Here is a 17,045-nt window from a genome sequence, read left to right as displayed (position 1 = left end):
GATGGGATTGATCTATCCTCTCGCCGCGCGGTGGTACATGCGCGCAATTCGTAGAGCCGCAGCGTATAGGCGAGTCTCATCCGTCAACAAACCGATGCGAACATACCCTTCTCCGTAGCGGCCAAAGCCGTTTCCGGCAGCCACAGCGACATGTTCGTCATAGAGGAGTTGATCTGTAAACGATTCGGATGAAACGCCTTCAGGAACAGGGAGCCATACAAAAAACGATCCTTGCGACTGCAAAACGGGCACCCCTTGATCGCTGAGCGTTTGCAAAAACCTGTCTCGTCTCTTTCGGTAGAGATCAACAAGCTCCCGCACCGATGCTTGCGATTCGGTAAGCGCTACCGCTGCCGCCCGCTGGATCGCGCCAAAAAGCGAAACATACGCGTGGTCCTGGTACAGATTGAGGCTTTCGATCACATCTTCTCGTCCAAGGGCAAATCCCACACGCCAACCGGCCATGTTGTACGTTTTCGAAAGTGTATAGACTTCAATCCCAACATCCTTTGCGCCTTTTGTCGCGAGAAAACTGACAGGTTTTTCGGAGAACCCAATCGCGCCGTATGCAAAGTCGTGAACCACCACCGTGTGGCTTCGTTTCGCAAAACGGACCGTCTCTTCAAAGAAGTCAGGAGTTGCCACCGCTGCCGTAGGATTGTTCGGGTAGTTTAAAAACATCAGTTTCGCTCGCCGCGCCACTTCTTCATCAATGCTCCGATAGTCAGGCAAAAAATCATTCTCTCGCAACAGCGGCATGTATTCCATATGAGCGCCGGCCAGTGCGACCCCCGATTGATAATCTGGATACCCAGGGTCAGGAACGAGCGCGAGATCCCCTTCATTTAAAATACATTGGCTGACTTCGACAAGACCCGCCTTTCCACCAAACAGAATGGCCACTTCTCGCGCAGGATCGAGAGAAACGCCAAATTCTCGCTCATAGTACGAGCAAATGGCTTCTCTTAAATAGGACTCTCCGCGAAAAGATCCGTATCGATGGTTCACTGGATCGCGCGCCGCTTCACAGAGCGCGTCAACAATGTGCGGCGGGGTTGGTTGGTCGGGATTGCCTTGCCCTAAATTGATCAAATCTGGTGCGCTTTTTTGAAGTTCTGCCACTTTTCTTGTCAGCGTGGCAAAGAATTGCTTCGGCAGTCGATTCATCCGCTCAGCCTGCGTCATCACGCGGATTCTCCCTTGTCATCCGCATCTTCAGGTAAATCTTCGGTAAGTCCGCGCAACAAAGCAATCTCCTGCTTGTAGTGCCCACCTGGTGTTTCAAGTATGAGTGGGATCTCGGCGAGAATAGGATGGCGCACGATCCGCCGAAGTGCGTCCACACCAATCGATCCACGACCTATGTTTGCGTGCCGATCCTTGTGTGAGCCAAAGGGGGTTTTGGAATCATTGATGTGCGCCACTTTTAAAAGTGAAAGGCCGAGTAGGTCATCGAACTTTTGCAGGAATCCATCGAAGTCATTCACGATATCATAACCGTAACTATAGTTGTGGCACGTGTCGATACAGACAGCCATTTTATCACGCTGCTGTACGAGAGAGATAATCTCTGCAATTTCTTCAAGTGAATTTCCAACCTTGGATCCATCGCCTGCCATTGTCTCAAGACACAGAAACACGTCTTCCGTACCATCAAGAATTTCATTCAGTCCTTCTGCAATGCGCTTGATGCCACTCTCTGCGCCAATGCCCACATGACTGCCCGGGTGCATCACGATGTAGCGAAAGCCGAGATAGGACACACGCTTGATCTCTTCACGCAAAACCTCGACACCATACGCGTAGGTTTCAGGCTTGACGCTCGCAAGATTGACGAGATACGAGAGATGGACAACAGGGTCGGCGAGGTGATGTGTCGCCATCATTTCATACGCCTGATCTCGATGGAATGTTTCGATGTCGCGCGCTGGTCCCCCGCGATTGCTCCTCGTGTAAATCATATACGTGTCCGCTTCATAGGAGATCGATTCTTCAACCGCGCGCAGCAGCCCTGTTTTGGCAATTGATACATTGGCACCTAAACGCATTTTCTCCACCACCGATCTTGAAAGGTTTGATCACAAAAGAGCGTGCTCGCAACGTTGTCGCGAACACGCACAGTGTATCATGGGGATGCAATTGCTCCAACATCGGTGCGTTGCACCGTCAAATCATCAAATGCAGGTACAAAAAAGGGGAAGCATCCTACTTCTCATCTTTTTTGAATGTACGAGCCACTTAGAGATCCAGATACATTTGAAACTCATGCGGATGTGGGCGCATAGAGAGGGGTTGAATCTCCGTCGTACGCTTCAACTCAATCCACGTTTGAATGAAATCTCTGTCAAAGACGCCGCCTTCTAAAAGGAATTCATGATCATCCTCAAGGGCGCTCAATACCTCTTCCAGAGAACCTGGAACACTGCGGATTTGCGCTTTTTCTTCTGCGCTCAACTCGTAAATGTTTTTGTCAAATGGTCCGTATCCTAGCTTACCAGGATCGATCCCTTTTTTAATTCCATCGAGACCTGCGAGCAACATCGCCGCAAACGCAAGGTATGGGTTTGCCGTACAGTCTGGCGTCCGAAACTCAATTCTCGCAGTTTTCGGGGTAACGGCGGCAACGGGAACGCGCACCGCAGCACTGCGATTACCTTTTGAAAAGACAAGGTTTACAGGCGCTTCAAAGCCCGGAACAAGACGTTTGAAAGAGTTGGTACTCGGTGTTGAGAAGGCGAGCAGCGCCGGTGCGTGATAGAGAATTCCGCCGATGTAGTGCATCGCCATTTCGCTCATGTTGCCGTACGCGCCTTCTTCAAAAAAGAGGGGAACACCGTCTTTAAAGAGGCTTTGGTGAACGTGCATGCCAGAACCGTTGTCTCCAAACAGTGGTTTTGGCATAAACGTCGCAACTTTCCCGTCTTTTCGAGCAACGTTGCGCACGATGTATTTGTAAAGCATGACCGTGTCGGCAACCTTTGTCAATGTATCAAAACGGAAGTTGATCTCCGCCTGTCCCGCAGACGCCACCTCGTGATGGTGACGCTCAACGCGAATGCCCGCATTCATTAATTCCAAAACCATTTCTGTGCGAATGTCATGTTGGCTATCCGTCGGCTGAACAGGGAAATATCCACCCTTGTTCTTGATTTTATAAGCAAGATTAGGTCCATCAGAAGAGCCTGTGTTCCAGTGCGCTTCACTTGAATCGATACTATAGAATGAGCCGGACGGATCCGAATTGAATTTCACATCATCAAACAGAAAAAACTCGAGTTCAGGACCAAAATACGCGTCTGTCGCAATTCCGGAGCGTTTGAGCAGCGTTTCCGCTTTTTGCGCGATAAAACGCGGGTCGCGATTGTAGCGAACGCCCGAAGGCTCATAAATGTCACACACGAGATCAAGCGTCGGAACGGCAGTAAACGCATCCACGTAGGCAGAGTCAAGATCAGGACGCATCACCATGTCAGACTCTTCGATCCCGCGAAATCCCTGAATGCTAGATCCGTCAAACGCGACACCGCGCGTGAGCATATCTTCGTCAACTTCCACCGCTGGAATGGTGACGTGATGCTGACGTCCAGGCATATCGACTAAACGAAAGTCCACCATGAGAATTTGTTTTTCTTTGATAAGGTTAAGAATGTCTTCTGCTGTCATGACTCCATCTCCTATGACCTTGTTGTTAGGTTATGAGATGAGTATATGCGATAAAAAAGAAATTCGTCAACCTTTATGTCAGCTTAATTCACGTTGATTCAATCAAACCGAAGCGTTCTTCTCCGCACCGATACACTCAACGCAATTCCTATGCTAATAAAGTTGACAACAAGCGATGAGCCGCCGTAGCTGACGAAAGGCAGGGTGATTCCAGTCGCAGGCGTGACGACGAGATTCATACCGATATTTTCGAATACCTGAAATGCAAACATGCCGACAATACCCGCGATCACATAGGAGGCAAAATCATCAAGCGCAGTTGTTGCGACGCGAATCAGCCGATACAGCATGATTAAAAATAACATGATCAGCACGCTTGAACCGACAAATCCGAGCTGTTCCGCAATCGCCGAGAAGATAAAATCTGTCCATTGAAAAGGGACCCAACTCCCGTTTGTTTGAGATCCTTTTCCGATCCCCTGACCGAACACCCCTCCCGCGCCTACTGCGATCTCCGCCTGATGGACCTGCCATCCGCTTGACGCCGGATCATAGCCCGGCTCAATGAAAGAGATGAGCCGCCCGGTTTGGTACGGTTTCAAGATGTGTTGATGGTCGAGGAAATTCACGGTCTGATTTGGCACCACGGCGACTGCGACGACAATGAGTGAGATGAAAATGGCGCTCGCGGCGAGCATCCAGCGCATTTGTTTTTTCTTTACATAAACGAGGAGCATCGAATACATAATCGCCAACAGCACGAGCGCCTGACCGAGTGCAGGTTCCTTCAGAATCAAGACAAATGGCACGATAAACGCGAGAAAGATAGGTAAAAGTCCGCGGAAACTATAATCTGGGACTTCCCTCTCATTCATGCGCGACATATAGTCGGCAACCCAGATGATCGAGACGAGTTTGGCAAGCTCCGACGGTTGGAACGACAGCAACGGAAATGGAATCCAACTGTGCGCCCCGTTCACGCGATGAAACCCAAAAACCGCAACGAGCAACAGCAGTGTTCCACCATAAAAATACCAGCGAAGCTTTGCGAGATTGCGATAGTCAAAGAGCATGACCACAAACATCACGATGTAGCTGAGAACTTCAAAAGCAATTTGCCTGTACAGGATATGGGCGGGAATACCGAGAGAGGCGCTCCCCGTATTCGGATTCGCCTTGCCAAGCGTCGATGTGTAGACGGCGATGCAACTAATCACCGAGATCAAGATCATCACTGCGATAAGCACGTAGTCTAGGTCGCGAATGTTTCGTTTTACGATAGATTCCAATGAAATAGTTCCTCCTATTGGCGACAACTTCGCTCCCACAGGCGAGCGACAGCTATGCACGTCCGACCTATTTTCTCATGGATTGACCGCTTCGCGCAATGAAAGATCTACACCCGCCCGCGTAGAAAATAATGACGTTTTTTTGACCTATCAAATTATTTTGCGCGCGCGCGTCGATACAACGCGCCAGTGACAAACGCCAGCGCAACGCACGCTGTGAGCGTGTAAAGAAGTGGGGACGAAAGATGTGTGCGAAGTTGTTCAATGCGCGGTCCCGCGAGATGACCAAGCGTTATAAAACAAATGACCCATACGCACGCGCCAGTGTACGCAAACAGTGCAAACCGCCCGAAAGACATGCGTGTCATTCCCGCAAGTATGGCGGTGACATGGCGGACGCCTGGAATAAAGTAACCAAAAAACAAGAGATAAGAACCATACCTCTCCATCTGGTCAGATGTGCGCGAGATGCTGCGCTCACTCTTGTGTACGATATGCATAACGCGCTGCAACAGTGGCTTGCCAAGCCAAGCACCTGCTGCATAGCTGAGCGTAATCCCTAGGATCGCACCGACCATCCCCGCGAGAACAGACGGCAGATAGGGTAGCTCTCGGCGATAGACCATGTAGCCAACGGCGGTCAAGATGGTCTCATCTGGAAGCGGAAGACCAACAATGCCGAGCGCCAGCAGAATCACGATGCCAATCAGTCCGTAGTGCTGAATCACGTCGCCGATGCCCATAGCTGTCTCCTCACGTCACATCTCCACACGCGCTGCTCCGCGAAAGCCCCCTACAGGACAATCGCCATCAAGCATACGTTTTTACATGGAGGTGAATTCCATATGGTTCCCCACTCACACTTGCATCGTTTCGTAGGACGTCATGTGATCGTGCATACGCATCTTCACGGTTCCTTTCACGGACACGTGCAGGGTGTCACTGCAACCCATTTGCTCATGCATGGCCATCGCCTTGCAAGTTATGACGCATCAGAGTCACCAAACGTTTCAATTTTGACAGATCCCACAATTACAAAGCACGAGAAAGAGACACCGACACATGTCTATTTCCCAGGAGCGGCACTCGCTGTTCCACTCTTTGCAATCGCCGGTGTCACAGCGCTAGGGCTTGGAGCCATGGGCGCCTGGTAAAAAACCGCACATTGAACATCCATTCTTGAAGCAATGTTTCGACCAAGCTAAGCAGACGCGGCTTGGTCTTTTTGTCTTCGATAAAAGTATGCGATTCCATATGATTTTAGGCAGGAGGATTCCTTTCCTACAGCGAACTATTACCTTTAAGCGCATCTGGAGGTAGGGATCATCGTAAAACACAAGCCGGATTTTCAACTCTTTTTTATTACGCTCTGCCTCGTCGCCTTCGGACTTGTTATGGTTTACAGTTCAAGCATGGTTTATGCATTGCAAGTCGTCGGAAGTTCGTCTTCCTATTTTTTTCGACATCAACTTTTAAGTGCGGGGATCGGTCTGACGGGAATGTTCATTTTAATGAATGTACCTCCCGCCTTCTTCAATAAACACGCACGCAAAATTACACTCGTGATTTTGCTCTGCCTGATCCTTGTTTTGATTCCACATGTCGGTCACCAAAGTCAAAATGTCAGGCGTTGGTTGGGGCCTCCTTCGCTCTTGTTTCAACCGAGCGAGTTTTCACTTTTGACGATTCTCATTTACGCTTCGTACATCTTCGCAAAACGGCGCGATCAGATTCACTCCTTCAAAAAAGGCGTGATACCTCCCTTTTTGATGATTGGCTTGCAAACGTTTCTCATCCTAAAAGAACCGGATATGGGGACGTCCATGCTGCTCTTGCTCTCAGGGCTAGCCGTCATGTTTGCGGCAGGAATTCGCTTTCGCCACATGGCTGTTTTGGCGGCATTCCTCGTCCCTGTGTTGTTTTTGTTTATCTACATGCAGCGTTATCGAGCACAGAGGCTGCTCGTATTTTTACATCCCTTCAGTCCAAAATACGCCAATCAAGGCGGCTATCAACTTATCCAATCCTTTATTGCCATCTATCACGGAGGATGGTTTGGCAAAGGACTGGGACGCGGGATCCAACCCTTTGGCTACCTACCTGTTCCTCACGCCGATTTCATTTTCGCCGTGATCGTCGAAGAACTCGGTCTCGTCGGGGCATTCGCCGTCCTTCTCGCATTCAGCTTCTTTATTTGGCGCGGGATGAAAATTGCAACATCACTTGAAGACCGCTTCTCTTCTCTTCTCGCCATCGGAATCGTAAGCATGATCACATGGGGGGTTATTATTAACGTTGGAGCCGTATCGGGACTTCTTCCCGTGACAGGCATTCCTCTCCCCTTTATCAGCTATGGCGGAACTGCGTTGATCGTAAAATTGTGGTCTGTCGGCATACTGCTCTCACTCTCTCGCTACACAAGACCCTTATCACTCCACGGCGTCGAACGCGAGGCGTCACCCATTGATTTTGAGTCTATGAAGATGAAACAAAAACGCATGCGTGCGCGCAGGCAGAATAATCAGCAGAGCGCAAAACGATCCTAATCTTTTAAACGAGGTGTCACATGCAAAAACTCACTTCACTCGGTGATCAATTGTATCTTTTTGATTTAATGGAACAACATCAACCCGGTCGATCGAGCGCCTATCTCTATCTCGGTCAAAAGAAAGCTTTGATCGAAACGGGCTCATCGCTGTCACATCAAACGATCCTCGACGCGTTGCGCGAGGCTGACATCTCCCCGAATGAGCTCGATTATATTATCGTCACACATATCCACCTCGACCACGCTGGTGGCGCCGGGCACCTTGCCCGCCTCGCCCCTCACGCGAGCGTGGTTGCGCACCCGCGCGCAGAGCGTCACCTGATGGATCCAACACGCCTTATGGCTGGCGCGAAAGCCGTTTATGGAGATGCGCTTGATGAACTGTTCGGAGAGATGGTCGCCATTCCTCCCGAGCAATTGTTGATTCAAGGCGAAGGTGACCAAATTGACCTTGGTGATCGCGTCTGGACATTTTATGACACGCCTGGACATGCCAAACATCACTTTAGCATTCACGATGAACGTAGGAAAGCCATTTTCTCAGGAGATGCACTGGGAATTCGCTATGTACCCGCCTTTACAGGATACGACTTCGAATTTGTCATGCCATCGACAAGTCCGTCAGACTTCGACCCAAACGCCGTTGAAAAGACCGTTCACAAGCTCCGTGCATTGCACCCAAAAACGGTTTTTCACACTCATTTTGGTCCGTCCCCCGCGGAGGAAGCATTCTCAGGAACAGAGCGTGGCGTGGAACGCTTAGCGCATATGGCAAGAGCACTCTACTACGAGGGCGTATCCTGGGAGGAGTATATGCTTGCGCTTACAGGTTTGTACGCTGGCATGCTGAGCGGGGAGGGTCACACATCGCTTGACATTGAAAAAATTGGTATCGATCTTGAGCTAAACGCAAAAGGTCTCTTGCACTGGGCGTCACAACAACACGCGCAGTGACAAGAGACGCAACGTATTTTCATTCGCAGTCCGTTACGAGACATTGCACACAATCCCTACAGAGCGCGACTCAATACGCGCTCCAAAACCTTTACGGAAAGCAAGAGACCTCCGGCATCCTCTTCCGTAAAACGCGCGACCGTCGGGCTGTCTATGTCAAGGACGGCGATGACCTGACGATCGACGTGAAGCGGAATCACCAATTCCGACCGCGAGTCGCTGTCGCACGCGATATGCCCGGGAAATGTTTGAACATCTGGCACAACCAGTGCGCGATCTTCTTTGGCAGCCGTACCGCAGACCCCTTTTCCCCACCCGATTCGAACGCACGCAGGTTTACCCTGAAAAGGGCCTAAAACGAGTTCTTCGCCACGCACGAGATAAAAACCTACCCAGTTTATCGCTTTAAGATATTCACGAAACAGCGCGGACGCGTTTGCGAGCGCCGCAATTCGGTCGGTTTCATCGCCGATGAGATAGGACAATTGTTCTGCGAGAAATGGATAGAATTCGCGCGCTATAGATGGAGCTTCTACGGCGTGATGCATGTTCATTCTCCTTCTTCCAGACGTTCTTTGCGCGCGACGTTTAAACGCGCGAGCATCTGATCGTGCGCCAGCCACTCCATTGTATCATCGAGCGGTTCCAGTGTCCTTTCATCACCGCGGTAAGCGAGCGCATAGCTTAGCAAAAGGTCTGCGAGATGAGGATTTTTGGGCAACAGGGGTCCGTGAATGTACGTCCCGATGACGCGCTTCAAAAAAATCCCCTCCGCATGATCGACGCCATTGTTTCCGTGGCCTGCGAGCACCCTCCCGAGCGCCTGATGTGCATGTTCGGTGCGCCCAATGTGATTCTCGAAACCGACTACCGTCGAGCGCGCAAGCTTAAGCGTTGCGGGTAATTCAATCGCGATATTTCCAATCAAACGCGAAGTTCCCGCCTTCGTGACAAGGTCAAGCGCCTGGAGCCCAGGCAGGAGCTCACCACTCGTGAGTTCATACGAGTGACCGAGCAACTGATAGCCACCGCATACCGCGAGAAACGGGAATCCATCCTCGATTGCGTGACGCAGATCTGGCGCATAGCTCGCGAGCGCCTCGCTGACCACACGCTGTTCACGATCAGACCCACCGCCAAGCATGATGAGATCGACCTGGCGATAGTCAATGGGCTCACGCAGCTTGATTGGCACCACCTTAACCTCGATGCCACGCGCGCGTGCGCGCGCAGTGAGTACAGCGAGATTTCCTTGATCTGCATAGAGGTTTAGCAACTCTGGAAACAAATGCGCAATGCGAATCGTTTGCGTCCTCACGTATGCATTGCCTCCAGTCGATTCGCAAGCGGATGGAGTGCTGTGTACGTGCACAAAATGTACACGGAACCACCTTCCTCGGCGTTTACCTTCAAAGTGTCTGCCGCGTTCTCAAGGAGTTGGATCTGTGCAGGGTTAATTCCTGCATATTTAAGCCGGAGCGCCATATCCGCGCCGCGTGTGCCTGCACAATACCATCCGCTGACGTGAGGCGAGCGCAACACAAAAGACTCCATATCGATATCCCACAACCACGAGACATCACGACCATCCGCATCCGCGTCGTTGATGACAAAACAGAGCGGATCGCCGTTTAACGTACCTTCAAGTGAGCGCAACACCATCGTTGCGCCCGTTGGATTTTTGATCAGTGCGAGAATGCGCGGTGGATTTCCGGGAAATGTCTGCATCCGCCCGATCGGAGCTGTGAATTGCGCCAGTCCCGCTTCAAAACGCGCTGGATTGACTCCGAGCAGCCGGGCAGCACTGCAAGCCGCGAGCAAATTGTAGGCGTTATAAATGCCAAGGAGTGGCGATGTCACGCGATACGCGATCGGGCTTTGCAAACGAATCTCCTCATGAATCTCCACTTCCTCTTGTCTCTCCCTGACGCGCATGGAAAACTGCGGAAAAGGGCGTTGCGCTAAGCAGATTGGGCAGTGATAGTGACCCATTTGGCCAAATACCGTTCGCGTATACAAAAGTTCCCCACCGCACTGAAGACAAAACGCCCCATCCCGCACTTCCTGGCGCAAAAGATCATCCTCAGGCCAATCCGATAATCCAAAATAAAACGTGTTCAAACGACCCTTTCCAAGGCTTGCAGCAAGCGGATCATCCGCGTTTAACACAAGCAAAACCGTCTCATCCCGCGTGCTCTCATAGAGATAGCCAAGGGTCGCATCCACTTCGCCGTAGCGATCGAGCTGATCACGCATCACATTGGTCACGATGATCATATCGGGTTGAAAGCGCTGCGTGAGACGTGGGAGTGTCGCCTCATCCACTTCAAGGATGGCGCGCTTTACCCGCAGTTGACCGCGCCAAGTCAATTCTGGCAAGAGTGCAGACAGGATACCTTGCAAGAGATTGGCGCCCATCGCGTTAGAAATCCACGCCTCATCTTGTGCTACGAGTGATTTTAAGAGTGCGTTTGTCGTGGTCTTGCCGTTTGTTCCGGTAACGATGACACAGCGGTCGAGCTTTGCGAGTACGTAAAAAAGCAGATTGGGCGAGATACGCGTCGCGAGATATCCAGGCAAGCTCGTCCCAGCCCTCTTGGTGACGCGCAGCACAAAAGCTGTCACACTTGCAACCACAAAGGCTATCCATGATCGAACATCCAACGTTAATGAGACCTCTCTTATGATCGCCAGATCATGTACTGTGAAACCACCGATGTCAGCAACAAGAGGATTGCGACAATCACGGATGCGTAGAGCCACTTTCGGCGCGACGCGCGCGTAAGATCATCATAGCTTGAGGTCGACATCGCATCATCGACCGATAACCCCGATCGATTCATGAAAAGGAGAACAAAAATACCGCCGATGCCGACCAACGCCCCGCGATTGACAAAAGACTGAAACGTATGTGGCGCCGTGAGCCACGTAATGATGAGAAGCAAAACGAGAACAGCAACATAGAGAATGACCACGCGCAGCATAACTTGTTTCATCGACTAGAACCCATAAACGCTCATACCGCCGTCCACCATGAGTGTCTGACCTGTCACATAACTTGCGGCATCGGATGCCAAAAAGAGTGCCGGGCCAACCAATTCACGCACATCTCCCACGCGCTTCATTGGCGTGCACGCGAGAATCTCCGCGAGATAATCTCGATCATCAAGCAACTTTTCAGTCAGGGGCGTGCGAAAGTACCAGGGGCCAATCGCGTTAACACGTACATTGCGCGTCGCCCACTCCACTGCCAAGACGCGCGTCATGTGAAGCAGCCCAGCCTTTGCAGCCGCATAAGCGACACCCGTGCGCAGTGCCACCTGCCCGCCGACAGAAGCGATGTTTACAATACTGCCGCCACCTTGCTCTATCATGACACGCCCCGCCGCTTGAGCAACGAAAAATGCTCCGCGCAAATTGGTGTCAACAACCGCATCCCAGTCTTGCTCCAAGACATCCATCGCCTTCTTGCGAATGTTTTGTCCCGCGTTGTTAATCAGCGTATCAATTCCGCCCATGATCGCTACCGCTTCAAGCATAGCGCGACGAACCTCATTTGTGTCCGAAACATCCATCGTCATCCGGTGAAGAATCGCTTCCGGGTAGCGCTCGCGAAGCGTTTGCAGCGCATCCTCCAAACCTGCCTCCCCGCGCGCGGTCAGCATCACTTCAGCGCCCGCCGCCGCGAATCCGTCAGCCAATGCAAAACCGATCCCGCGCGTCGCGCCTGTCACGAGCACACGACGATTGCGCACCGAAAACAGATCCATTGGAATTCCTCCCCTTCGTGCTTTACACTAGTTCGTAGCTTAACAAAATGGGAAGGATACGCGCAAGATGCATCCCACCCTCACTCGCTCGGAGGTCGACCCAAATGATTCATCGTTTTTCTCGAACTGAGCTCGTGGTTGGTCCAGAAGGACTTGAGCGTCTAAAGAATGCTCACGTCGCTGTGCTCGGCGTCGGCGGCGTCGGCTCCTACGCCGTAGAGGCTTTAGCGCGAAGCGGTGTCGGCACGATCACATTGGTCGATCGCGACACAGTTGACATCACCAACATCAATCGGCAGATTCCGGCGCTCACATCTACGATTGGACGAGAAAAAGTCGAGGTGATGCGCGAACGCATCCTCGACATCAACCCTGCGTGCCAGGTTCACACCATGCACATGTTTTTCTTGCCAGAAACTGCCGAGCGCTTCTTTTCAACAGGGTACGATTACGTCATCGACGCCATGGATACGGTAAGTGCAAAGATCGATTTGGTGTGTCGCTGCAAAGAGCGTGACATCCCTCTCGTCACGAGCATGGGCGCCGCCAATAAGATTGATCCGACGCGCTTTACGGTGATGGATTTGTTCGAGACACAGACCGATCCGATCGCTCGCGTCATGCGCCGAGAATTGCGCAAGCGAGGGATCAGCCGCAACGTTCCAGTCGTCTGCTCAACCGAGCCGCCGCGACTACCGCGTGAAGACGTACGGCGCGCCATCGTACCTGATGCACTGCCCGCAGACGCTACGCGCAAAGCGTCAAATCCACCTGCGAGCATCGCCTATGTACCGCCCATCGCAGGGCTTATCCTCGCGAGTGTCGCGATTCGCGCGTTGGCTCAGCTTGCGTAGCTCCGCGAGAGGTACCTGCGAGCGGGAGACTCGTCTCTGCGAGTCCCCGCGTTAACCCTGTTTTTTGGAGAATATCTGAAAAAATAGGGGACGGCGGCGCTACATACGTTTGACCATCGGGAAGCACCAATCCATACGCGTGAAGCAGGTGGTGATTGACATCAAATGCAGGTTTTCCGCCATATTTGATGTCGCCGAGCAGCGGGTGGCGAATGCTTTGCAAATGAGCCCGGATTTGATGCGTTCTGCCGCTGATCAGTTCCACCTCGATCAACGTGAATCCAGCCGCACTCGCCAAGGGACGATACCGGGTAAGTGCGACTTTCCCAAGCGCCTGATCCAGTGATCTGGTGAGCGGCCGGGTCACTTGATTCGCCGTATCGCGCACGAGGGACAAATCGATCTCACCCCCTCCCTCTAATTTTCCCCACACCACGGCCAAGTAGTGCTTTTTTATCTTGTGTCGTCTGATCTGCTCTGCAAGGTCGCGCAATGTTTGCGCATCTTTGCCGATCAGGACAAGCCCAGACGTATTGCGGTCGAGTCGATTGACAGTCGCTGGCAAAAACGAGCGACCATGCTCGATTTCACCGTGCCCGTGCAAGTATGCAAGCGCCCGATTGATTAGCGTATCTTTGTGCTCTTGCGCGTCAGGGTGTGTCAACAGCCCCACAGGTTTATTGAGGATCAAGATGTGCTCATCCTCGTGTACAACTGCAATGTCCGTACTGACACCGCCGAACTTGCGAACCGGCCGTGTGAGGGATTCGTACTCTTCCTCACGGATATACAAAGTCAACACGTCGCCCGGTTGTAAAACGGTCTCCATTTTTCCCTTGACTCCGTTTACTTTGACCCGACCAACGCGAATCATTTTATACACACCACTCAGTGGCATGCCAGGCAGCGTTTGACGCAAATACCGATGCAACTTTTTACCGCTGTCCTGAGGCAAGATCTTGCACGTAATCACTGAAGGGTACCGCCCTTTCCTGCAACAAGTTCGCGCGGCTGTTTAGGTCGCACAAGAGAAACCGTCAGTTGCTCTTCGTTCACGTGCGAGCGCAATGCGTTCATCACATGGTCGATCGTCATGCGCTCAAGTACATCGAGCGCCGTAAAAACATCGATTCCGCGCAGTTTTTGGGCTGTGTATACATACGCGATGCCTTGCGGAGAATCAAGCAGTGAAAAGAAGCGTCCCATCGCCTTTTTGCGGACACGTTCAAAATCTTCTTGTGCCAGTCCCTCTTTCCCGTATTGATTCAGCGCTGAGAGAACCCGCTCAACCAGTTCATCAGGGCGATTGGAGTTCCCCCCCATTTGCGAGTGACCATACCAAGGTGTCAACTCATAGTCCGAACCGAATCCCGCATCTGTCAGCCCTTCATCCATAAGCGCGTGATAGAGCGGCGATCCGCGGCCCAAAAGCGATTCCATCCACACTTCCATCGCGGTTTCCCGAAGCTGTCTCTCCTTTGCGTCAGGCGATTGCCACGTCTCTTTAAATCCGAACAAAACGCGCGGCTGCGCCATGGTCAACTCTGATTCAACGCGCTGTTCACGCGGCTGCGCGGGAACGGACGGAAGAAATCGCTGAACGGGTTTTTGCAACGTGTAGTTTTTTTTCGCCTGGTTTTCAGCCACCCACGATATCACGCGTTCAGGAATTTCTGGTCCAACGACAAACAGCACCATGTTGCTCGGGTGATAAAACGTTTCATAACAGTCGTATAAATCTTCTTTACGAATTTTTTGGATCGACGAAAGGGTGCCCGCAATATCGATGCCCATGGGATGGTCGCCGTAGAGTCCGCGAAGAAAATTGGAGTGACATCGCCAGTTTGGCATTTCATCATACATGGCGATCTCCTGACCAATGATCCCCTTTTCCTTTTCAACGTTCTCATCCGTAAAATACGGTCGCTGAACAAAGTCGAGCAGCGTCATGAGATTTTCACGCACGTTCGCGGTCGACGAAAAAAGGTAGGTCGTCGTATCATAGGTTGTAAATGCGTTCGCCTGCGCGCCATAGCGCGCAAAATCCTGGAATACGTCACCGTGCTCTTCCTCAAACATTTTGTGTTCAAGAAAATGTGCGATGCCGTCCGGAACAACGACACGTTCGCCGCGAGACGCGACCACGAACTCGCGATCGACGCTTCCGTATTGCGTCGTAAATGACGCATACGTCTGTCGGAAATCTGGCTTGTGCACGATGTAAACGGTCAGGCCGTTATCAAGCGTCTGATGGTAGACCGCTTCTTGCAACGTTTTATACTCTGTTTTATGCATGACGTTTTCCCTCCTCATCGCGCAAAAAGTAGATTGTATCAACCCAGATCGTACGCGCAACCGCTTGCACATCTTGAATCGTCACCGCTTGCACAGCTTCGATCAACGCATCCACGGATCGTTTCTTACCGCCCATGCGAGCGTAGACGTCCATCATGGCATCCGTCAATGGTTGGTCATCAGAGAGCAGATATTGATTGATTAAGCCTTGAATCGTAAAGGATCGCTCTTCTTCTGTAATCTCCGTTTCCATCGCGCGAATTTGTTCCAGAATGATCGCTTTGGCCTGCTCGTAGTGATCAATCTGAATCCCTGATTGAATTAGGAGGACACCCTTAAGCCCAAACATGCGGCTTGACGCGTAATAGGCCAAACTTGCCTTTTCGCGAACATTGACGAATAGCTTGGAGTGCGGAAATCCGCCGAGAATGCCGTTATAAACAAGCAGCGCCGGGTACATGTCGTCTTTATAAAAGACAGAAGAGCGAAGTCCAACACACAGCACACCTTGCTGCACATCCATTTGCTCCACAATCGTCACTGCTGCTTTGGGTGCGGGATTGGAGGATGACATGAACACATCCGTTTCAACAGCTGCAGAACGCATTTCTGTTAGCGACGCGAATGCGCGAAGCGCGACCGAATCAAAATGCTCTTTTGTAAAATTTCCTACCGCGTAAAGGTGAACCGTTGCATCGCGCAGAATTTCTCTATACTTCTTATAGAGCCCCGCTGGCGTAATACTCCCTACACGATCTGCATAGCCCATGCGCGGCACACCAAAGGGTTCCTCTTTACACATCAGTGCGAGTGTGCGATCACCCGCATAAGCCGCTTTATCGTTGACTAAATTTTCAATTCGTTGCCTGTGCAAATCTTTTTCTACTTCAACCCCTGTTTCATTGAAGCGCTCGCTTTCTGCCGCTGGTCGAAGGAACACGTCCGCAAGCAACTGAACGACCTCATCGAGAACACGCGGATGACCGGGGAGATACGTTTCGTCCGCAAATTGTACGTGAAACTCAACCGTCTGCAGATCCCCATGCTTCCCGGCAACCCCGGAGATACCTGCGCCATACAGCGCGTCAAACGCTTGCATCAGTGCCTCTGGTGTTTTGTATCGCTCCGTTCCACGCAGTAAAATACGCGGTAAAAGCGCGACTTCAGTCACATCGTCAGCCGAGAGTGGCCGCTCAAGAACAAGCCAGAGAGTGGCTGTTTTATATTTTTTTGTCTGCAAGGTGTGTACATGCAGTCGTCCGTGCGAGCTTGATTGAAACGTCGCATTCAAAGAAAATCCTCCTATCCATCATCCCAAATCACAAAATGCTTCACATGATTATGTAGTATGCGTAAGCCAAAGCGCGGCATGCGGCTGGTGAGCGCGCGAAAATACTCGAGCTCACCAGCCGCATGTCGAAGTTCCATGCTGCATTCCCATTTTTTCATGCGTAAGTGACTCGCGAATTGCCAAACCGCCTAGGGTTCATTTTCGAACCTGGCTCCGCGCAGCCGCTTGCGCTACATCAAAGTCAATTTTTGAAATCAATTGAGACGATCGTATCCACTGTTGGATCTCACGTTTCATCGCGGGGGAGACGTACTTTGGCATTCCATGGCCATCAACGACGTCGCGACGTGTCATGCGGTGTCGACTGACACAATGAAAATT

The 17,045-nt window shown here is 51.6% G+C and carries 17 protein-coding genes; 4 read left to right on the top strand and 13 right to left on the bottom strand.

Features of this window, described 5'->3' with window-relative positions; all coding sequences use genetic code 11:
* Positions 1-12: 12 nt before the first annotated feature.
* The 5 genes from AYW79_RS00570 to AYW79_RS00550 all read right to left on the bottom strand — a co-directional run bounded on the left by AYW79_RS00570 (position 13) and on the right by AYW79_RS00550 (position 5,695).
* On the bottom strand, positions 13-1,194 hold the full coding sequence (locus tag AYW79_RS00570) for a pyridoxal phosphate-dependent aminotransferase (protein ID WP_067560484.1): 1,182 nt from the start codon (positions 1,192-1,194) through the stop codon (positions 13-15).
* Positions 1,185-2,048: a deoxyribonuclease IV gene (locus AYW79_RS00565; protein WP_067560483.1), complete on the bottom strand. Its 864-nt coding sequence runs from the start codon at positions 2,046-2,048 to the stop codon at positions 1,185-1,187. The genes AYW79_RS00570 and AYW79_RS00565 overlap by 10 nt, the downstream gene beginning before the upstream one ends.
* Positions 2,049-2,238: 190 nt before the next feature.
* Positions 2,239-3,663 carry a type I glutamate--ammonia ligase gene (gene glnA / locus AYW79_RS00560; protein WP_067560482.1) on the bottom strand — a complete coding sequence of 475 codons (1,425 nt, stop codon included), beginning with the start codon at positions 3,661-3,663 and terminating at the stop codon, positions 2,239-2,241.
* A gap of 98 nt (positions 3,664-3,761) precedes the next feature.
* Positions 3,762-4,952, bottom strand: a complete 1,191-nt coding sequence (locus AYW79_RS00555) for an FtsW/RodA/SpoVE family cell cycle protein (RefSeq protein ID WP_067560481.1) — start codon at positions 4,950-4,952, stop codon at positions 3,762-3,764.
* A gap of 155 nt (positions 4,953-5,107) precedes the next feature.
* Positions 5,108-5,695, bottom strand: a complete 588-nt coding sequence (locus tag AYW79_RS00550; protein WP_067560480.1) for a DedA family protein — start codon at positions 5,693-5,695, stop codon at positions 5,108-5,110.
* A gap of 150 nt (positions 5,696-5,845) precedes the next feature.
* Between AYW79_RS00550 and AYW79_RS00545 the strand changes: the two genes are divergently transcribed.
* From AYW79_RS00545 to AYW79_RS00535, 3 genes are all read left to right on the top strand, one after another.
* Positions 5,846-6,106, top strand: a complete 261-nt coding sequence (locus AYW79_RS00545) for a hypothetical protein (RefSeq protein ID WP_143216070.1) — start codon at positions 5,846-5,848, stop codon at positions 6,104-6,106.
* Between the two features lie 156 nt (positions 6,107-6,262).
* Positions 6,263-7,498 carry a putative lipid II flippase FtsW gene (ftsW, locus tag AYW79_RS00540; RefSeq protein ID WP_079289696.1) on the top strand — a complete coding sequence of 412 codons (1,236 nt, stop codon included), beginning with the start codon at positions 6,263-6,265 and terminating at the stop codon, positions 7,496-7,498.
* Positions 7,499-7,518: 20 nt separating this feature from the next.
* Entirely contained in the window at positions 7,519-8,454 is a 936-nt protein-coding gene (locus tag AYW79_RS00535; RefSeq protein ID WP_067560477.1) for an MBL fold metallo-hydrolase, read from the top strand.
* A 56-nt stretch (positions 8,455-8,510) separates the two neighbouring features.
* Here AYW79_RS00535 and AYW79_RS00530 read toward each other — a convergent pair whose 3' ends face one another.
* Genes AYW79_RS00530 through AYW79_RS00510 form a run of 5 tightly spaced genes read right to left on the bottom strand, consistent with a single transcriptional unit; the run spans position 8,511 to position 12,224 of the window.
* Entirely contained in the window at positions 8,511-9,002 is a 492-nt protein-coding gene (locus tag AYW79_RS00530) for a GAF domain-containing protein (protein ID WP_067560476.1), read from the bottom strand.
* A gap of 2 nt (positions 9,003-9,004) precedes the next feature.
* On the bottom strand, positions 9,005-9,772 hold the full coding sequence (locus AYW79_RS00525) for a type 1 glutamine amidotransferase (protein ID WP_067952966.1): 768 nt from the start codon (positions 9,770-9,772) through the stop codon (positions 9,005-9,007).
* The gene (locus AYW79_RS00520; RefSeq protein WP_067560475.1) at positions 9,769-11,118 is read right to left on the bottom strand and encodes a Mur ligase family protein; all 1,350 of its coding nucleotides are present in this window, start codon (positions 11,116-11,118) and stop codon (positions 9,769-9,771) included. Before AYW79_RS00520 ends, AYW79_RS00525 begins: the two co-directional genes overlap by 4 nt.
* A gap of 17 nt (positions 11,119-11,135) precedes the next feature.
* Positions 11,136-11,450, bottom strand: coding sequence for a hypothetical protein (locus AYW79_RS00515; RefSeq protein ID WP_067560474.1), 315 nt, complete (start codon positions 11,448-11,450; stop codon positions 11,136-11,138).
* Positions 11,451-11,453: 3 nt separating this feature from the next.
* Complete coding sequence (locus AYW79_RS00510; RefSeq protein ID WP_067560473.1) at positions 11,454-12,224, bottom strand: SDR family NAD(P)-dependent oxidoreductase; 771 nt, start codon at positions 12,222-12,224, stop codon at positions 11,454-11,456.
* 104 nt (positions 12,225-12,328) lie between these two features.
* On the opposite strand from AYW79_RS00510, the gene AYW79_RS00505 reads away from it, so the two are divergent.
* Positions 12,329-13,078 carry a tRNA threonylcarbamoyladenosine dehydratase gene (locus tag AYW79_RS00505; protein WP_067560472.1) on the top strand — a complete coding sequence of 250 codons (750 nt, stop codon included), beginning with the start codon at positions 12,329-12,331 and terminating at the stop codon, positions 13,076-13,078.
* Here AYW79_RS00505 and AYW79_RS00500 read toward each other — a convergent pair.
* From AYW79_RS00500 to yfmF, 3 genes are read right to left on the bottom strand one after another with little or no spacing between them, the layout of a single operon-like run.
* Entirely contained in the window at positions 13,032-14,051 is a 1,020-nt protein-coding gene (locus AYW79_RS00500; protein WP_067560471.1) for an RluA family pseudouridine synthase, read from the bottom strand. The two genes, AYW79_RS00505 and AYW79_RS00500, sit on opposite strands and share 47 nt — an antisense overlap.
* On the bottom strand, positions 14,048-15,373 hold the full coding sequence (gene yfmH / locus AYW79_RS00495) for an EF-P 5-aminopentanol modification-associated protein YfmH (protein WP_067560470.1): 1,326 nt from the start codon (positions 15,371-15,373) through the stop codon (positions 14,048-14,050). The genes AYW79_RS00500 and yfmH overlap by 4 nt, the downstream gene beginning before the upstream one ends.
* Entirely contained in the window at positions 15,366-16,664 is a 1,299-nt protein-coding gene (gene yfmF, locus AYW79_RS00490; protein ID WP_067560469.1) for an EF-P 5-aminopentanol modification-associated protein YfmF, read from the bottom strand. The genes yfmH and yfmF overlap by 8 nt, the downstream gene beginning before the upstream one ends.
* Positions 16,665-17,045: the final 381 nt, after the last annotated feature.

Source organism: Ferroacidibacillus organovorans, assembly GCF_001642725.1.
Classification (GTDB): Bacteria; Bacillota; Bacilli; order Alicyclobacillales; family SLC66; genus Ferroacidibacillus; species Ferroacidibacillus organovorans.
The sequence above is the reverse complement of the archived record's forward strand: the minus strand, read 5'-3'. Positions and strand labels throughout refer to the sequence as shown.